17 protein-coding genes are annotated in these 17100 nt (G+C 72.0%); 6 read left to right on the forward strand and 11 right to left on the reverse strand.

Annotation, left to right across the window (positions count from 1 at the left end; genetic code table 11):
* Window positions 1–187 precede the first annotated feature (187 nt).
* The gene (locus AB0I42_RS19905; protein WP_357539011.1) at window positions 188–1087 is read left to right on the forward strand and encodes a hypothetical protein; all 900 of its coding nucleotides are present in this window, start codon (window positions 188–190) and stop codon (window positions 1085–1087) included.
* 403 nt (window positions 1088–1490) lie between these two features.
* A complete protein-coding gene (locus tag AB0I42_RS19910) occupies window positions 1491–2252 on the forward strand; it encodes a GNAT family N-acetyltransferase (RefSeq protein ID WP_357539012.1) in 762 nt (253 codons plus the stop codon).
* A gap of 96 nt (window positions 2253–2348) precedes the next feature.
* Here the strand turns inward: AB0I42_RS19910 and AB0I42_RS19915 are convergent, their stop codons facing one another.
* On the reverse strand, window positions 2349–2678 hold the full coding sequence (locus tag AB0I42_RS19915; RefSeq protein WP_357539013.1) for a hypothetical protein: 330 nt from the start codon (window positions 2676–2678) through the stop codon (window positions 2349–2351).
* A 66-nt stretch (window positions 2679–2744) separates the two neighbouring features.
* Between AB0I42_RS19915 and AB0I42_RS19920 the strand changes: the two genes are divergently transcribed.
* On the forward strand, window positions 2745–3230 hold the full coding sequence (locus AB0I42_RS19920; RefSeq protein WP_357539014.1) for a hypothetical protein: 486 nt from the start codon (window positions 2745–2747) through the stop codon (window positions 3228–3230).
* Between the two features lie 38 nt (window positions 3231–3268).
* On the opposite strand, the gene AB0I42_RS19925 is transcribed toward AB0I42_RS19920, so the two are convergent.
* A complete protein-coding gene (locus tag AB0I42_RS19925; protein WP_357539015.1) occupies window positions 3269–4240 on the reverse strand; it encodes an EamA family transporter in 972 nt (323 codons plus the stop codon).
* 79 nt (window positions 4241–4319) lie between these two features.
* Here AB0I42_RS19925 and AB0I42_RS19930 point away from each other — a divergent pair, with 79 nt between their 5' ends.
* The gene (locus AB0I42_RS19930; protein ID WP_357539016.1) at window positions 4320–4868 is read left to right on the forward strand and encodes a CGNR zinc finger domain-containing protein; all 549 of its coding nucleotides are present in this window, start codon (window positions 4320–4322) and stop codon (window positions 4866–4868) included.
* A 79-nt stretch (window positions 4869–4947) separates the two neighbouring features.
* Here the strand turns inward: AB0I42_RS19930 and AB0I42_RS19935 are convergent, their stop codons facing one another.
* Window positions 4948–5379, reverse strand: a complete 432-nt coding sequence (locus AB0I42_RS19935) for a hypothetical protein (protein WP_357539017.1) — start codon at window positions 5377–5379, stop codon at window positions 4948–4950.
* Window positions 5380–5567: 188 nt separating this feature from the next.
* Between AB0I42_RS19935 and AB0I42_RS19940 the strand changes: the two genes are divergently transcribed.
* Window positions 5568–6785 carry an MFS transporter gene (locus tag AB0I42_RS19940; RefSeq protein ID WP_357539018.1) on the forward strand — a complete coding sequence of 406 codons (1218 nt, stop codon included), beginning with the start codon at window positions 5568–5570 and terminating at the stop codon, window positions 6783–6785.
* Here the strand turns inward: AB0I42_RS19940 and AB0I42_RS19945 are convergent.
* On the reverse strand, window positions 6782–7507 hold the full coding sequence (locus AB0I42_RS19945) for a TetR/AcrR family transcriptional regulator C-terminal domain-containing protein (RefSeq protein WP_357539019.1): 726 nt from the start codon (window positions 7505–7507) through the stop codon (window positions 6782–6784). The two genes, AB0I42_RS19940 and AB0I42_RS19945, sit on opposite strands and share 4 nt — an antisense overlap.
* A gap of 87 nt (window positions 7508–7594) precedes the next feature.
* On the opposite strand from AB0I42_RS19945, the gene AB0I42_RS19950 reads away from it, so the two are divergent.
* A complete protein-coding gene (locus AB0I42_RS19950; protein ID WP_357539020.1) occupies window positions 7595–7813 on the forward strand; it encodes a hypothetical protein in 219 nt (72 codons plus the stop codon).
* 57 nt (window positions 7814–7870) lie between these two features.
* Here AB0I42_RS19950 and AB0I42_RS19955 read toward each other — a convergent pair whose 3' ends face one another.
* The 7 genes from AB0I42_RS19955 to AB0I42_RS19985 form a co-directional block, all read right to left on the reverse strand.
* Complete coding sequence (locus AB0I42_RS19955; RefSeq protein WP_357539021.1) at window positions 7871–8566, reverse strand: response regulator; 696 nt, start codon at window positions 8564–8566, stop codon at window positions 7871–7873.
* Window positions 8563–11118 (reverse strand): DUF4118 domain-containing protein, encoded by a 2556-nt coding sequence (locus AB0I42_RS19960; RefSeq protein WP_357539022.1) that lies wholly within the window; start codon window positions 11116–11118, stop codon window positions 8563–8565. The genes AB0I42_RS19955 and AB0I42_RS19960 overlap by 4 nt, the downstream gene beginning before the upstream one ends.
* An 89-nt stretch (window positions 11119–11207) precedes the next feature.
* The gene (locus AB0I42_RS19965; protein WP_357539023.1) at window positions 11208–12089 is read right to left on the reverse strand and encodes a potassium-transporting ATPase subunit C; all 882 of its coding nucleotides are present in this window, start codon (window positions 12087–12089) and stop codon (window positions 11208–11210) included.
* Entirely contained in the window at window positions 12089–14290 is a 2202-nt protein-coding gene (gene kdpB, locus AB0I42_RS19970) for a potassium-transporting ATPase subunit KdpB (protein WP_357539024.1), read from the reverse strand. The genes AB0I42_RS19965 and kdpB overlap by 1 nt, the downstream gene beginning before the upstream one ends.
* 20 nt (window positions 14291–14310) lie before the next feature.
* Window positions 14311–15966 (reverse strand): potassium-transporting ATPase subunit KdpA, encoded by a 1656-nt coding sequence (kdpA, locus tag AB0I42_RS19975; protein WP_357539025.1) that lies wholly within the window; start codon window positions 15964–15966, stop codon window positions 14311–14313.
* Window positions 15966–16055, reverse strand: coding sequence for a K(+)-transporting ATPase subunit F (gene kdpF / locus AB0I42_RS19980; RefSeq protein ID WP_212817665.1), 90 nt, complete (start codon window positions 16053–16055; stop codon window positions 15966–15968). The genes kdpA and kdpF overlap by 1 nt, the downstream gene beginning before the upstream one ends.
* A 227-nt stretch (window positions 16056–16282) precedes the next feature.
* Window positions 16283–17098, reverse strand: a complete 816-nt coding sequence (locus AB0I42_RS19985) for a type II CAAX endopeptidase family protein (protein ID WP_357539026.1) — start codon at window positions 17096–17098, stop codon at window positions 16283–16285.
* Window positions 17099–17100 lie beyond the last annotated feature (2 nt).

Raw genomic sequence — 17100 nt, forward strand, 5'->3', positions numbered from 1 at the left:
TCCCTCTGGAAGTCTGCGCCGAACCGCGCTCGGTTGATCCTCAGCCATGACCGAACAATTATCAGCATGTCGATGGGTGCGTTCTGCGGCGCCGGGCTCTCGACGGCTTCAGGGGTGACGCTCATCAGCTAGGGGCATGGAGCGGGCTGGACCTGCCCGGGGGCAGGTGATCCGGAATGATGTGCTCATGAGGGGTCCTGTCATCGCCGCTGGACGACGGCACTCGTTGGGGCTGTGTGCCGACGGCACCGTCGTCGCGGCCGGCAACGGGACCTCTGGCGAGTGTCGCGTCGAGGACTGGGTCGACGTGGTCGCCGTGGCGGCGGGCAACGTGCATGCGGCGTCGAACACCGGGCGGTCCCACAGCATCGGCCTGCGCGCGGATGGAACCGTGATCGCGACGGGGTGGAACGGTGACGGGCAGTGTGACGTCGCGTCCTGGCGCGACGTGACCTCTGTCGCCGCGGGTTGGCGCCGCACCCTGGGGCTGGTTGGTGACGGCACCGTGCTGGCGACGGGACGGCTTCGCGAGGGAGCATGCGACGTAGGCCAGTGGCGTGAGATTGTCGCGTTGGCTTGTGGTGACTGGCATTCCGTCGGCCTCAGAGCCGACGGGACTGCCGTTGCGGTCGGGAACGATCGCCGCGGGCAGTGCGCGGTTGCCGCCTGGTGTGACATGGCCGCCATTGCTGCCGGTTACCTTCACACGGTCGGTCTCACCAACGGCGGGCGCGTCTTCGCGGTGGGGGATCAATCGGCGGGAGCCTGTGACGTCAGTGCCTGGCGCGACGTCGTGGCGGTGGCGGCCGGGAGCTATCACACCGTGGGCGTCACCGCGACCGGCCGGGTCGTGGCCGTGGGAAGTACGGATCTGGGCCAGTGCGACGTGGCCGACTGGCGGGATGTCGTCGCTGTTGCGGCCGGGTCCACCCACACCCTCGGACTACGCGCGGACGGAACAGTCGTCGCCGCCGGCAACAACCAGCACGGTCAGTGCGACATCACCGGCTGGGACATACCGGCGACGAACCAGACCGCGCCGGCGGCAAAGCCCGGGCGCAGGGCGACGGGCACGTCGATCGAGTAGGCCGGCGCGCCGATGCTGCCGTCCGCTCGCCGGCTCGATCCGATCTGGAGCTGCCCCCGGTGGCGGGCCGTACCGCGAATCCGTGATCGGAAGAACGGGGTCCAGGGGCTTCCGCCGTCGGCGTGGGGCCGACCCGCTCCGGGCCGGATTCGTTCAGGCCGAGGTGACGCTCGATCGGCTCGTGGAAACCTCGTCGCCGTACGGATAAATCTGCTTGACTACACGATTCCCACCCGGGCCAACTTGCTGCGTGAACAGGACCGATCTCGATGAACGTCTGGCTTGCGTCCAACGAACGTGGAACCCTCGGCAGCGTCTGCACGTCGGCAATGTCGCTTGGGCCCACGCCCGTGGGGACGGCAGTGTGGTTCCTGATGCCACCCTCGCCTGGGGTGATCCCCTCGTGGGGTTCGCGGATGTGTGGTGGTCCGAAGCGTCCGATCAGCCTGCGGAAGTATCCCTGCACATTGCGCCTGACGCGACTCCCGCACAGCGCGCCGACGCGGTCGACGACCTGCTCAACGTCGCACCCAGGCTTACGGTGGAGGTCTCCCGCCAGGACACGGCCCTTGTCGACGCCCTGGGTCGGTGTGGCCTTCGTGAGGCCGCAGGGCCGTGGTTCGTGCAGCTGTGGCGGAGTCTGGCAGACCTTTCAGACCTGGCTGCTTGCGGCGTCGCCAGCGGCTATGAGATCCGCTCTGTCCGTGACGACGAACTCGCGGAACGCGTCGAAGTGCACCGCCGGTCCTGGGCACCAGCCCGAATCAAGGGGATGCTCGGCCTGCCGGTGACCGGCGAGGAGCCCGACTCGACCTACTCGGTTGTCAAGCATCGAGCCGTGATGACCTCGCCGGTCTACCGTAGTGAGCTTGACATGGTCGCCGTGGCGGCAGATGGCTCATTCGCCGCCTTCGGACTGGGTTGGCTGGACGTCGTGTCTGGGTGCGTGCTCTTCGAGCCGGTCGGGACCGACCCGAGTCACGGCAGGCGCGGCCTGGCCCGGGCCTTGTGCAGCGAGATCATGCGAGTGGCCCGCGATCTCGGCGCGACCCAGGCGATCGTCGGCGCCCGTGGCGACGACGGTTATCCGGTGCCACGTCACCTCTACGCAGGGCTCGGAATGCGCGAGGTAGCACAGTTCGTCTCGCTGACCGCCGCACCGTGAACCCGGCCCATAGGGACGAGGACCGCCCAGTCATGCCGCCGACCGAGCGACGCCGCGTGCCCGAGGTCTTCGCTGTTCCTCGTTGGCCGGAAAGGTTCACTGGATCCAGAACCATGCTCCGGTGAAATGCCAGAGTTCGGAGCTCGTAGGGTGGTTGGTGTACGAGTACGGCACGCCGCCGTACACCCTCTTGGTGGCATCCTCGGGCCAGTCGAAATTGCACCTGGCCCACGTGCCGGCCCCGTGCGCGTTACGGCAGTACCTGAAGTCGTAACTGCCTGAACTGGAGTAGATTTCCGCCAGTCCCGAGCCGCCGTCGGCCTCGCCGTCGTAGACGAAGACGTAGTCACCGTCGTAATCGATACAGATGCGCGTCGAACCGTAACCGGTACCGCACGTGTCGGCGGTGCCGCCGGTGCCGCTCACCCTGACGCCGGTCCGACACGACACAGAATGACGCCGGGCGGAGTGCCGACGCTGATAGTCGGTTTCGTGATCGTCTTCATCAGCGTCGGCACCGTCGGTGCACTCGGCACGAACCTGATCGTCGGAGCCGCCCCGCCGGAGCGGGGCGGATCGGCGGCGGCCCTTTCGTCGATGGGCGGTGAGCTGGGTGTTGCGCTCGGCGTCGCCATGCTCGGCAGCCTCGGCGCCGCCGTCTACCGTGAGTCGGTCGACGTGCCCGACGGCACGCCGGCGACCGCCGTAGGAGCCGCCGGGGGCAGCATGGAAGGTGCCGTCACCGCCGCCAGGGACCTGCCGCCCGATACCGCCGCGGAGCTGCTGTCCGCGGCCGCGACGGCATACACCAACGGACTCAACGCGATCGGCCTCACCTGCGCCGTCATCGCCGCGACAACCGCGATCATCGCGCTCACCACCCTGCGCGGAAACCGTGGTGCCGTCCTGCCCGGCGAGGGTTCGGCGCGAGCGGGGGAAGGCGCCCGCGGCGAGCGAGGCTCGCTCTCCGCCAGCTAGCCCACGTTCGGGGCCGACGCCGCCCGGACCGGGTCCGGCTAGCCGGCGGTCATCGCCGGGGCCGGCGTACCGTCGGGGTCCTTCGGGTCTGGGCGCGGCTTCGGCTCGTCGAGGCGGACCAGCGTGACGCCGGTGAGGATCAGGGCCCCGCCGACCAGTTGCACGACCGTCGGCAGTTCGTCGAGCAGGAGCCAGGCGACCAGTACGGCGAAGAGCACCTCGGTCAGCCCGACGAACGACGCCAGCCGGGCGCCGAGCAGCCGCGCCCCGCCGATCCCGGTCGCGTATGCGACGACACCGGCGACCACGGCGAGGCCGAGGATCGGCACGAGCCAACTGGTCGACTGGCCGGCGAACGTGACCGTGCCGAAGTGGGCGTGCATCGGCAGCAGGCCGACGGCGCCGAGCAGCAGCAGGGTGGCCGAGCCGACGGCCATGCCGCCGCTGGCCATCGCCGTCGCGGGCAGGGCGCTGTCGACGCGGGCGCCGAGGACGAAGTAGCCGGCGAGACCGACCGCGGCGAACAGTCCCCACAGCACACCTACCGGGTCGAGGCCGTCGCCACCGCCGGCCAGGTCGAGGACCAGGGCGAGGCCGAGTACGGCCGCGACCGAGCCGCCGACGGTCAGCAGGCGGGGCCGTTGCCCGTGTACGGCCCACATCCAGACGACGACGAGGATGACGCCGAGGTATTCGATCAGCAGTGCGATGCCGACCGGCAGGTAGCGGATCGAGTTGAAGAACCCGACCTGGGCGGCGGCGACGCCGAGGAGGCCGAAGACGGCGACCATGCCGAGGTTGCGTCGGAGGACACGCCACCTGCCCCGCAGCGCGACGGCGGCCGGCACGGCGAGGATGAGGCCGGCGATACCGACCCGGGTGGCGACGGCGGCCTCGGCGGACCAGCCGGCGTCGATCAACGACCGGGCGAAGGGACCGGAGGTGCTGAACGCGAGCGCGGACAGCAGCGCCAGGCCGAGTCCGAGGCCGGCGGTGCGGCGGGTGTGCATGGCTCACCTTCAGCTCGAGGTAATGTGCGAAGCCCCGTTACGCGGATGACGCTAGAGGCGCGACCTGACAGGAGTCAAGGTGTTCTTCACTCATGACACAGAGGTGACCCTGACGGCAACCGCGGCCCTGGTGAACACCGCCGGAGGCGACGGTGAACTGTTGCCCGACCTCGCGGCCCTCGAGGCGTTCTACGCCACCTACCAGTGGACCGGCCGCCCGCCCCGCACCGACGCCGACCTGCACGCGGTACGGGACCTGCGTCCCCGGCTGCGCCGGCTCTGGGAGGCCGACGAGGACGAGGTGGTGACGATCGTCAACGCCCTGCTCCGCGAGGAGAACGCCCTGCCACGACTCGTCCGGCACGACGACTGGCCCTACCACCTGCACGCCACGCCGGACGACGCGCCGCTGGCGTCGCGGATGGCGGTCGAGGCCGCCATGGCCCTGGTCGACGTCGTACGTGCCGGCGAACTGGGCCGGCTGCGGATCTGCGCCTTCCCCGACTGCGGCAACGTCCTGGTCGACCTGTCGAAGAACCGGTCCCGCCGCTTCTGCGAGGCCGGGTGCGGAAACCGGGCCGCGGTCAGCGCCTACCGGGCCCGCAAGGCGGCCCGGCGCCGGACCTGAGACGCCGCCGGGCCTGGAGCAGCGCCGGCCTGAGGCAGCGCCGGACCTGAAGCGACGCGGGCCGGCAACGGCGCGGGACTCAGCCCGCCAGCAACCGCCGGAACTGGGCGTCGTCCGGGTCGACCGGCCGGTCCCCGGCATCGGCGACGAAGATCGCGACGAAGGTGCTGTCCGGCGCCGCCCCGGCGAGCAGCTCGCGCCACGACCACAGGTTGGGGTGCGGCAGGTGGGTGGCCGCCTCGGCCGGGGCGAGCCGCCCGACCGCGTCGGCCAGCCGTTCCCGGTCGAGCGGGAAGACGCCGGTCGTGGCCACGTAGTCGCAGACCGAGGCGAGCACGACGGCCGACAGGGGTCGTACCTCGCCGACTCCGTTCAGGTGCCCGAACGTCAGCCCGGTGGCGTCCCGGCGGGCCACGGTGAAGGCGGCCGGCAGCACGAACCCCGGTATCCGCTCGGTGAACCGCAGCCGCGCCGCGCGCAGATCGTCGTCGGTGACCCAGGCGTCGGACATCCTCGGGCTCCTCCTGTCGTGTCGGCCTCTCCCCCGCGCGACGCGCGCCGGGCGCCTGATCCTGACACGCCGATCGGCCCTCCCCGCGGTGGGCCGCCCGAAGTCGGGGACCGTACGCCCGGGGGGCGGGGCCCGGGCGGGACCCGTGCGACGATGATCACCGTTCGACGAGGTGGGACGGGGGCACGATGGAGTCGAAATCACTGGGACGTCCGTTCTGGACGTTCTGGGGTGCCGCGTCGCTGGCCAACGTCGGCGACGGCATCCGGCTGGCGGCGTTCCCGCTGCTGGCCGCGTCGCTGACCGACAGCCCGCTGGGGGTGGCGGCGGTGACCGCGTCACAGGCACTGCCGTGGCTGGTCACCGGCCTGCTCGCGGGGTCGCTCGCCGACCGGCGCGGGGCGAAGGCGCTGATCGTCTGGGCCGACCTGGGGCGGGTGCTCGTCCTGGCCACCCTCGTGGTCGCGGTGGCGACGGGTTGGGCGTCGCTGCCGCTCGTCCTGGCCACCGGCTTCCTGCTCGGGGTCGGTGAGACGCTGCGCGACACCGCCGCCCAGACCGCCATCCCCGGCCTGGTGGCCAAGCCGTTGCTGGAGCGGGCCAACGGGCGCCTCGTCGCCGGGGAGATCGTGGGCAACGAGTTCGTCGGGCCGCCGGTGGGCGCGGCGCTGTTCGTCGCCGGTGCCGCGCTGCCGTTCGCGGTCAACGGGGCGTCGCTGGCCCTGGCGGTCATGCTCGTGCTGTCCCTGCCGTTGAGCCTGGCCGCCCGTACGGCGGGGACGACGGCACCGGTGGTGAAGGACGGCGTCCGGGCGGGTCTGCGGTGGCTGGTGCGCCACCGCATGCTGCGTACGCTGACCGCCGTCTGCGCGGCGGTCGCCGCCGCCGACAGTGCCTGGTTCGCGATCCTGGTGCTCTACGCCCGGGAGAACCTCCAGGCCGGCGCGGTCGGTTACGGCGTCCTGCTCGCCACCGGTGCGTTCGGTGGCCTGCTCGGGGCGTTCGTCGCGGAGCGGCTGGTGGGCGGCCGCCGCCATCGTGTCGTGCTGACCTGGTCGCTGCTGGTGACCGCCGGGGTGCCCGCCCTGCTGCTGTTCGTCTCCGATCTCTGGGCCGCCGTGCTCGTCGTCGTGGTCACCAGCGGGTCGTTCGCCGTCCTCAACGTGACCGCCGTCTCCCTGCGCCAGCGTTCCGTTCCCGGCGAACTGCTGGGGCGGGTCACCGCGGCCGGCCGTACGTTGTCGTTCAGCGCCGCCGCGGTGGGGGCGCTTCTCGGCGGTGGCCTGGCCTCGGTGGCCGGTGTCGAGGCGCCGTTCCTGTTCAGCGGTGTCGTCGCGGTCCTCGCCACCGTCGCGTGGTACGTCGTCTCCCGCCCCACCGGCCGTCCGGGCGTAGCGGGAACCTAGCCCGCCGGCGGGATCGCGAGAATGGCGTCGACGCCGCGTTCGAACAGCTCGTCGTCGTTCCACCGGCCGTCGTCGAGATGGCCGGAGGCCACGAGGGTGGGGTAGGCGGCCGGATCGGTGGCGATGTGTCGCCGGGCCGCGGCCCGCGCGTCGGGGTCGTCGGTCCGGTGCCAGGTGGCCTCGGTCAGCGCCGCGCCGATGACGTAGTTGGCCAGCAGCCGGGTGACGACGGCCAGCCGGGCCCCGGTGAAGCCGCCACGGGCCAGCCCGGCCTGCAGGAACTCGGTGCGGGCGAGGACGTTGGGTCCGAGCATCGGCCGCCCGACGAGGCTGGGTGCCCAGGGATGGCGCAGCATGGCCGCACGCCACCCGGACGTCAGCGCGCGTACGTCGGCCCGCCAGTCGTCGCCGGCGTCGGGGAGCCGTACCTCGCCGAAGATCTGGTCGACGGCCAGGTCGAGGACGTCGTCCCTGGTCTTCACGTGCCAGTAGAGCGCGGTGGAGGTGACCGCGAGGCGCTGCGCGAGATGCCGCATGGTGAGCCCGTCGGCGCCCTTCTCGTCGAGGAGGGTCACGGCGGCCCCGACGATGCGCTCCCGGGTCAGCGGTCGGGCGCGGCGGGGGCGGGCCGGCTCGTCGCGGAGCCAGACCGTGCCGGCGTCCGGGGCACGTCGCCCCTCCCGCCCGCCGTCGGGCGGCCCACCCAATTCGGTCGCGTTCACCCGGGCCACTCTAGTACGTTCCTCAGGTAACTTAACGACGATAAGTTAACTGTTCACCGTTCAGGAGAGTGCCGGCCGATGCCTCTGATGCGGATACAGATCGACAGCGACAGGTACACGGCACGTCGGGTGCTGGAGCTGCACCGGGCCGGAAAGATCCACCACGAGTCCAGGAACGCGGCCCGCGACGAGGTCTGGCGGCGTGGCCGTACCCCCGCCGCGGAACCGGTCTTCATCGGGATCACGAACGGGCGGCCGGTCCGGCTCGTCTACGACGTCGAGGTCCACTCGGACACGACCGCGTGACACCGGCCGCGACCCGCGGCCGGCGCCGGAGGTGGCCGCGGCGACCTGCCCGGCCGGTCAGGGACGGTAGCGGTAGCCCATGCCCGGTTCGGTGATCAGGTGCCGGGGACGGGCCGGGTCGTCCTCCAGCTTGCGCCGCAGCTGGGCCATGTACTGCCGCAGGTAGTTGGTCTCGTTGTGGTACGCCGGTCCCCACACCTCCTGCAGGAGCTGGCGCTGGCTGACCAGCTTGCCGGGGTGGCGCAGGAGCATCTCGAGCATCGCCCACTGGATGGGGGTGAGCCGGACCGCGGTGCCGTCGTCGTGCCGGACCAGGTGGTCGGCGAGGTGGACGGTGTGCGATCCGATCCGGTGGGTCGCGGTGGCCGGCGCCCCCGGATCGCCCGGGGGCGTGGCAATCCGGCGGGTGACCGCACGGATCCGGGCGAGGAGTTCGTCGACGCCGAACGGCTTGGTGACGTAGTCGTCGGCGCCGGCGTCGAGCGCGGCGACCTTGTCCTGGCTGCCGACCCGGCCGGACAGGACGATGATCGGCACCGCGGTCCAGCCGCGCAGCCCCCGGATGACCTCGACGCCGTCGAGATCGGGCAGGCCGAGGTCGAGGACCACCAGGTCGGGCGGGTGACCGGCGGCGGCCCGCAGCGCCCCCGCCCCGCTGTCGGCGACCTCGACGTCGTAGCCGTGGGCCCGCAGGTTGATGCGCAGGGCACGCAGGATCTGCGGTTCGTCGTCGACGACCAGGACGCGGGTCATCGCGGTGGCCCCGGTGGCGCGCCCGGTACGGGTGCGGCGGGTAGGCGGATCACCATGGTCAGGCCGCCGCCCGGGGTGGTTTCCGGGGTGATGCCGCCCCCCATCGCCATGATCATTCCTCTGGACAGGGCGAGGCCGAGGCCGACCCCGGTGGTGTTGTCACGGTCGCCGAGCCGCTGGAACGGCAGGAAGACATGTTCCCACTCGTCCTCCGGAATGCCCGGGCCGGTGTCGATCACCCTGAGTTCCACCTGACCGGCGTGGGCGCTGGCGGTGACCGCCGGCGGCTGGCCGGGTGGGCTGAACCGAAGGGCGTTGGCGACGACGTTGACCAGGACCCGTTCCAGGAGGCCCGGGTCGGCCAGGGCGGCGGGCAGGTCGGCGGGGATGTCGGTGGTGACGTCGGCGGCGCCGGGACCGAGTTCGTCCAACGCCCGGGGTACGGCGTCCTCCAGCCCGATGGCGGTCGCGGTGACACCGAGCACGCCGGCCTGCAGGCGGCTCATGTCGAGCAGGTTGGCGACCAGCCGGTGCAGCCGGTCGAGGGACTCGTCGGCGGTGGCGAGCAGTTCCTCGCGGTCGTCGTCGTCGAACTCGACCTCATGGCTGCGCAGGCTGGACACCGCCGCCTTGGCCGAGGCCAACGGCGTACGCAGGTCGTGGCTGACGGCGGCGAGCAGCGCCGTACGCATCCGGTCGGCCTCGGCCAGCGGTCGCGCCGTGGCCGCCTCCTCGGCGAGGCGTTCCTGCCGTAGCGCGACGGCCGCCTGGGCGGCGAACGCCTCGACGACCCGCCGGTCGGCGGCCGCCAGCCGGCGCCCGCAGAGCACGACGGTGAGCCGCTCGTCGACCGGTACCACCGTCTCCCCCGCGTCCGGGGTGCCGGCCGGGGTGTCGCCGACGCTCGCCACGATCCGCCACGCCTGTTCCTCCCGCGCCCGCCCCGGGCGCCCCTCGGCGTCGGCGGCGAGTTCGAGCACGCTGACGGCGCGCAGGGCGAACGTCTCGCGGAGCCGGTCGAGCAGGGCGGGCAGGGGGCGTTCGCCGCGCAGGACGCTGCCGGCGACGGTGGCCAGGGTCTGTGCCTCGGCGGCGGCCCGGGCGGCCTCCCGGGTACGCCGGGCGGCGATGTCGACCACGCCGCTGACCGCGAGGGCGACCCCGACGAAGACGGCCAGGGCGAGCAGGTTCTCGGCCTCGGCGATGGTCAGGGTGTGGTACGGCGAGGTGAAGAAGAAGTTGAGCAGCAGGGATCCGCCGAACGCGGCGACGAGGGCCGGCCACAGCCCGCCGACCAGCGCGACCCCGACGACGGCCGCGAGGAAGATCAGGATGTCGTTGGTCAGGGTGAGGTCGGGCAGCACCGTCAGGATCAGGGTGAGCAGCGGCATCCCGGCACCGGTGAGGGCGAAGCCGAGCAGTTGGCGGCGCCTCGACAGGGCCGCCGGCATCCGGGCCGCCCGCCGGCCCCGGCCCGCCTCGGGGTGGGTCACCAGGTGTACGTCGATCGCCCCGGACAGCGCGGTGGTGGTGACCCCGACCCCCGGGGACAGGAGCTGGGCGAAGCGGCCCCGCCGGCTGGCCCCGAGCACGAGTTGGGTGGCGTTGACGCCGCGGGCGAAGTCGAGCAGGGCCGCCGGGATGTCGGTGCCGAGAACCTGGTGGTAGGTGCCGCCGAGGCTTTCGGCCAGGACCCGCTGCCGGGCGAGTTGGGCCGGGTCGGCGCCGGCGAGGCCGTCGTTGCGGGCCACGTGTACGGCCAGCAGGTCGGCGCCCTTGCTCCGGGCGGCGACGCGGGCGGCCCGCCGGATCAGGGTCTCGCCCTCGGGTCCGCCGGTCAGGGCGACGACGACCCGTTCCCGGGCCTCCCAGGTGTCGGAGATCCCGTGCTGGGCGCGGTAGGCGTCGAGTTGGTCGTCGACCTTGTCGGCGAGCCAGAGCAGGGCGAGTTCGCGCAGCGCGGTCAGGTTGCCGACCCGGAAGTAGTTGCCCAGCGCCGCGTCGATCCGGTCCGGGCGGTAGATGTTGCCGTGCGCCATCCGCTGCCGCAACGCCTGCGGGGTCATGTCGACCAGTTCGACCTGCTCGGCCGTGCGCACGATCTCGTCGGGGACGGTTTCGCGCTGGGTCGTACCGGTGATCTGGGCGACGACGTCGTTGACCGACTCCAGGTGCTGGATGTTGACCGTGGACAGGACGGTGATGCCGGCGTCGCACAGCCGCTGGATGTCCTGCCAGCGCTTCTCGTTGGCGGAGCCGGGCACGTTGGTGTGCGCGAGTTCGTCGACGACCGCGACCTCGGGGCGGCGGGCCAGGACGGCGTCGAGGTCCATCTCGCTGAACTCGACCCCGCGGTAGGTGACCGTGCGGCGCGGTACGACCTCCAGGTCGCCGATCATCGCCGCGGTGTGGCGACGGCCGTGCGTCTCCACCAGGCCGACCACCACCTCGGTGCCACGCCCGGCCCGCCGCCGCGCCTCCTCGAGCATGGCGTAGGTCTTGCCGACGCCGGGGGCGGCTCCGAGGTAGATGCGCAGTTCTCCCCTGGGCACGTGGCCCATCCTTCCTGTTCACGCGGCCGTCCCACCGGACCCACGCCGCCAGGCTGTACACGGGCCGGCGGCCCACCCGGCGGTGCCGGTCAGGGTGCGGGATACCGCCGGTCGAGGGCGAGGTTGAGGCGCAGCACGTCGACCACCGGCTCGCCCAGGAAGCCGAGTCCCCGCCCCCGCGTGTGCTCGTCGACCAGGCGTTGGATCCGCGCCGGGTCGACGCCGCGTTCCCGCGCGACCCGGGCCACCTGGATCTCGGCGTACGCGGGCGAGATGTGCGGGTCGAGGCCGCTGCCGCTGGCGGTGACGGCGTCGGCGGGTACGGCCGGCTCGTCGGGTGCGTCGCCGCGGATCGGGGTGACGACGCCGCCTTCGGCGACGTAGTCGTGGCCCGGCCGGGCCAGCTCGACCGGCACCCCTTCGTAGCTGGCCAGGAACGGGGCGGCGGGGGCGACCTGGTTGACGCTGACGACCCTGACGACCGGTCCGGTGAACCCGTCGGCGCGGAAGACGGCCAGCACGGCGCCGACGCCGTCTGTGGTGCAGTACGGCCGCCGCCCGTCGACGCCGTCGAGTTCCGCGACGGCCAGGCTGCGGGCGCAGACCTGGGTGAGCAGGCTGTGACCGGAGTCCGCGGGGTCGGTGGCGATGGTGTCGACCACGCTTTCCGGGCCGAGGTTGCTGGCGGCGGTGGCGGTCGGGTCGTAGCCGTCGCCGGCCGCCGAGGGACGGGACTGGAAGTAGCGCGGGACGGGGTTGCCGTCGACGTCGGTGAACGACTGCCCGATCAGCGCGCTGCCGACGGTCCGACCGCCCGCGCTGATCAGCGACCCGTCGGCCCGGTCGGCGAGGCCGGGGAGCCGGCCGACGGCGACCAGGGCCAGCGGGTAGGCCAGGCCGAGTAGGACGGTGAGGACCAGGACGGCCCGGAGGGCGGCAAGGTGTCGGGCGAGCCAGTTGGGAAGGCGCATCACGAGATCCCTGGGATGGACTGGACGATCAGGTCGATGAGTTTGATGCCGGCGAACGGCGCGATCAGGCCGCCGAGGCCGTACCGCCAGAGGTTGCGGCGCAGCAGTTCGGATGCGCTGGCCGGCCGGTACCGTACGCCGCGCAGGGCGAGCGGGACCAGGGCGACGATCACGACCGCGTTGAAGATCACCGCGGACAGGATCGCCGACTCGGGGCCGGCCAGTCGCATGATGTTGAGCGCGTCCAGGCTCGGGTAGATGCCGGCGAACATCGCCGGGATGATCGCGAAGTACTTCGCGACGTCGTTGGCGATCGAGAAGGTGGTCAACGCGCCGCGGGTTATCAGCAGTTGCTTGCCGATCTCGACGATCTCGATGAGCTTGGTCGGGTCGGAGTCGAGGTCGACCATGTTGCCGGCCTCCTTCGCGGCCGACGTACCGGTGTTCATCGCCACGCCGACGTCGGCGCGGGCCAGGGCGGGGGCGTCGTTGGTGCCGTCGCCGGTCATCGCGACCAGCCGCCCGCCCTCCTGTTCCCGGCGGATCAGGGCGAGCTTGTCCTCCGGGGTCGCCTCGGCGAGGAAGTCGTCGACGCCGGCCTCGTCGGCGATCGCCTTCGCCGTACGGGGGTTGTCGCCGGTGACCATGACGGTGCGGATGCCCATCCGGCGCATCTCGGCGAACCGGTCCCGCATGCCGGCCTTGACCACGTCCTTGAGGTGGATCACGCCGAGCGCCCGGGCGGGCTCGCCGTCGACGTGTTCGGCGACGACCAGCGGGGTGCCGCCGGTGCCGCTGATGGCCTCGACGAGGTCGCCGACCTCGCCGGTCGGGTGGCCGCCGTTGTCGCGTACCCACTTCATCACCGCGGCGGCGGCGCCCTTGCGGATCCGGCGGCCGGCACGGGCACCGCCGCCGGTGTCGAGGTCGACACCGCTCATCCGGGTCTGGGCGGTGAACGGTACGAAGGTGGCCCGCGGCACGAGGCCGGGTTCCCGGGCGCGCACCCCGAAGGCGGTCCCGGCCAGCAGCACCACCGACCGGCCCTCCGGGGTCTCGTCGGCCAGGCTGGACAGCTGTGCCGCGTCGGCGACGGTCGCCGCGTCGACGCCGCCGACCGGCAGGAACTCGGCGGCCTGCCGGTTGCCGAGGGTGATCGTGCCGGTCTTGTCCAGCAGCAGGGTGTCGACGTCGCCGGCGGCCTCGACGGCGCGGCCGCTCATCGCCAGCACGTTGTGCTGGACGAGGCGGTCCATGCCGGCGATGCCGATCGCCGACAGCAGCGCCCCGATGGTGGTCGGGATGAGGCAGACCAGCAGCGCGACCAGCACGATGCCGGTGACGCCGCCGTCGGTGATCGCCGGGGTGTCGGGGGCGGCGGCCTGGTGGCCCTTGGCGAAGATCGCCAGTGGCTGGATGGTGACCACGGCCAGCAGGAAGATGACGGTGAGCGCGGCCAGCAGGATGTTCAGCGCGATCTCGTTCGGGGTCTTCTGCCGGTCGGCGCCCTCGACCAGGGCGATCATCCGGTCGATGAAGCTCTCCCCGGTCTTCTGGGTGATCTTGACGATGATCCGGTCGGACAGCACCCGGGTGCCTCCGGTGACCGCGCTGCGATCACCGCCGGACTCGCGGATCACGGGTGCGGACTCGCCGGTGATGGCGGACTCGTCGACGCTGGCGATGCCCTCCACCACGTCGCCGTCGCCGGGGATGATCTCCCCTGCCTCGACCAGGACGACGTCGCCCCGCTGAAGTTCGGGTGCGGGCACCGTCTCCTCGCGGTGGCGGTTCGCCGGTTGGCCCGGCCGCCAGCCGACCAGGCGGGTGGCGACGGTGTCCTTCTTCGCCCGCCGCAGGGTCGCCGCCTGGGCCTTGCCGCGCCCCTCGGCGACGGCCTCGGCGAGGTTGGCGAAGACGACGGTCAGCCACAGCCAGCCGGTGACCGACCAGGCGAACACCGACGGGTCGGTGACGGCGAGGACGGTGGTGAACAGCGCGCCGACCTCGACGACGAGCATCACCGGGTTGCGCCACAGGGTGCGCGGGTCGAGCTTGCGCAGCGCGTCGGGCAGCGACCGGATCAACTGCCCGGGGTCGAGCAGGCTACCGCCGGCCCGGCCCCGGGTGACCGGTGCGCCGGCGGTAGCGGTGGTACCGGTGGTGCCGGCGCCGGGCGGCGCCGGCGTGGTCGTGGTCATGGCCTTTCCTCTCACGATGGTCACAGCCCTTCGGCCAGCGGGCCGAGCGCGAGGGCGGGCAGGAAGGTCAGCGCCACGAGGATCACCGTGACCCCGGCGACCATCCCGACGAACAGCGGCCGGTGGGTCGGCAGGGTGCCCGCGGAGGCCGGGATCGGCCGCTGGCCGGCCAGCGAGCCGGCCAGCGCCAGCACGAGGATGATCGGCAGGAACCGACCGAGAAGCATGCACAGGCCGAGGGCGGTGTTCCACCACGGCGTGTTCACGGTGATGCCGGCGAACGCGGAGCCGTTGTTGTTGCTCGCCGAGGTGAAGGCGTAGAGCACCTCGGACAGCGCGTGCGGGCCGACGTTGAGTGCCGTCGAGGCGTTGCCGGTGGCGAAGGCGGCGGCGGTGCCGGCGAGGATCAGGGCCGGGGTGACGAGGAAGTAGAGCGAGGCGAGCTTGACCTCCCGCGCGCCGATCTTCTTGCCGACGTACTCCGGGGTGCGGCCGACCATCAGGCCGGCGACGAACACGGTGATCACCGCGAGGACGAGGATGCCGTACAGGCCGGCACCGACGCCGCCGGGCGCGACCTCGCCGAGCATCATGTTGACCAGCGGGACCATGCCGCCCAGTGCGGTGTACGAGTCGTGGAACGAGTTCACCGCGCCGGTCGACGTCAGGGTGGTCGCGGCGGCGAAGGTCGCCGAGTTCGAGATCCCGAACCGGGTCTCCTTGCCCTCCAGCGCCGCCCCGACCGCCTGCGGCACCGTGCCGTGCCCGGTCAGTTCGAAGACGTTGGTCAGCGCGACGCTGGCCAACGCGAGGATCGCCATGACGGCCGCGATCGCGTAGCCCTGCCGGTGCTGGCCGACCATGCGGCCGAAGACCCGGGGCAGGCTGAACGGGATCAGCAGGATCAGGAAGACCTGCAGCCAGTTGGTCCAGCTGGTCGGGTTCTCGAACGGGTGGGCGCTGTTCGCGTTGTAGAAGCCGCCGCCGTTGGTGCCCAGTTCCTTGATGACCTCCTGGCCGGCGACCGGGCCACCGGGGACGAGCTGGGTGCCGCCGGTCAGGGTGGTCACCTCGGTGCCGGCGGACAGGTTCTGCACCACGCCGCCGAGCATCAGGGCCAGCGCGCCGACGACCGAGACCGGCAGCAGGACGCGCAGGGTGATCCGGGTCAGGTCGACCCAGAAGTTGCCGAGTTCGCCGGTACGGCCACCGGCGAACCCGCGCAGCAGGGCGACCGCGACCGCCATCCCGACGGCGGCGGAGAGGAAGTTCTGCACCGCCAGGCCGGCCATCTGCACCAGATGGCCCATCGTCGACTCGCCCGAGTACCACTGCCAGTTGGTGTTGGTCACGAACGACACCGCGGTGTTCCACGCCCCGTGGGGTACGACGGGGTCGAAGCCCAGCGACAGCCACAGGTGGTCCTGCAGGCGCTGGAACGCGTACAGGAACAGGATCGACACCGCCGAGAACGCCAGCAGGCCACGGGCGTAGACGCCCCACGTCTGTCCGGCCGTCGCGTCGACCCCGACCAGGCGGTAGATGCCCCGCTCGACGCGAGAGTGCCGGGTGCCGGAGACCACGCGGTGGAGGTGGTCGCCGACCGGGCGGTAGGCGAGGACCAGGGCCACCACCAACGACACCACGAAAATGACGCCGGCCGTTGTCGTGGTCATCAGAAACGCTCCGGAAAGAGCAGTGCGGCGACCAGGAATACCGCCAGTCCGATCGCCAGCACCAGGCCGACGGAGTTGACGACGCTCACAGTTTCTCCACGCCCCGCACCACGAGGGCCAGGGCCGCGAACAGCCCCACCGTCAACAGCACGAACACCACGTCGGACACGCTGACTCCTTTGACCGAACCCTTTTCGCGCCCGTTTCGGGCCGCGTGACAACGAATACGCCGCCCGCGATCGGGTGGACAGGGGCCATAACGCGACGATGACGCCCGGGAGCCGTTTCTTGACGCCGTTTTCACGGCGCCGTCCGGTTACCGGACCCGGCCGGGTCCGGTAACCGGGGTCGGTTCGATGTGGTGCCGGCGTACGAGCACGACGATCGCCAGGACCACCATGGTGACGATGGCCAGGAGCGAGAGCGGGTAGGGCCGGTCCGGATTCACCTGACCCGAGATGAGGGAGAAGTCCCACATGGCGTGGATGACGGCCGGCACGGCGATGCCTCCCGACCGGCGCCGGATCAGGTAGAGGAAGTAGCCGGCGACCATGGTCGTCAGGACCTGGACGAAGGCTCCGGCGCCCTCGGTGAGCAGGTTGGCGGCATGGGCCACGGCGAAGATGACCGTGGACCACAGGGCGACCATTCCCTCCCGGAAGCCGTTGGCGCGAAAGACGGTCACGCCCAGCCCGCGAAACATCAGTTCCTCGCCGACGCCGATCAGCGCCGCGGAGAGCAGGAGCGTCAGGGTGAAGGCGGCGCCCTTGCCGGCGAGGGCGGCGTAGTCGGTCACGACGACGGCGCAGGCCGCCATGCCGACGGGCACGACCACGACCCAGCGCTGGACCGGACGGTCGTCCCGCAGGACCGGCGGCCACCAGCGCAGCCACGAGATGACCGCCACCACCAGGACGACCGAGACCGCCTCCGGCAGCGTGATGCCGCGCCACATCTCGTTCAGCGTCCCGGGCGCCGCGTACCTGGTCACCAGGCCACTGGTCAGGATCAACGCCAGCCCGTGCAACACGATGAGGTAGACGACGACCAGGCCGACGAAGGCGAGGACGGACAGGCGTCGCCCCCCGGCCGGCCGGACGGGTTCGCGCCGCGCGGGCCCCCGGGTAGCCATAA

The sequence above is a fragment of the Polymorphospora sp. NPDC050346 genome (genome assembly GCF_040655695.1).
Lineage (GTDB): Bacteria > Actinomycetota > Actinomycetes > Mycobacteriales > Micromonosporaceae > Polymorphospora > Polymorphospora lycopeni.

Coding starts and splice junctions, on each gene's coding strand:
- AB0I42_RS19905 (WP_357539011.1), top strand. CDS start 188: ATGAGGGGTCCTGTCATCGCCGCTGGACGACGGCACTCGTTGGGGCTG.
- AB0I42_RS19925 (WP_357539015.1), bottom strand. CDS start 4,240: ATGCACACCCGCCGCACCGCCGGCCTCGGACTCGGCCTGGCGCTGCTG.
- AB0I42_RS19935 (WP_357539017.1), bottom strand. CDS start 5,379: ATGTCCGACGCCTGGGTCACCGACGACGATCTGCGCGCGGCGCGGCTG.
- AB0I42_RS19940 (WP_357539018.1), top strand. CDS start 5,568: ATGGAGTCGAAATCACTGGGACGTCCGTTCTGGACGTTCTGGGGTGCC.
- AB0I42_RS19950 (WP_357539020.1), top strand. CDS start 7,595: ATGCGGATACAGATCGACAGCGACAGGTACACGGCACGTCGGGTGCTG.
- AB0I42_RS19955 (WP_357539021.1), bottom strand. CDS start 8,566: ATGACCCGCGTCCTGGTCGTCGACGACGAACCGCAGATCCTGCGTGCC.
- AB0I42_RS19965 (WP_357539023.1), bottom strand. CDS start 12,089: ATGCGCCTTCCCAACTGGCTCGCCCGACACCTTGCCGCCCTCCGGGCC.
- kdpB (WP_357539024.1), bottom strand. CDS start 14,290: ATGACCACGACCACGCCGGCGCCGCCCGGCGCCGGCACCACCGGTACC.
- kdpA (WP_357539025.1), bottom strand. CDS start 15,966: ATGACCACGACAACGGCCGGCGTCATTTTCGTGGTGTCGTTGGTGGTG.
- AB0I42_RS19985 (WP_357539026.1), bottom strand. CDS start 17,098: ATGGCTACCCGGGGGCCCGCGCGGCGCGAACCCGTCCGGCCGGCCGGG.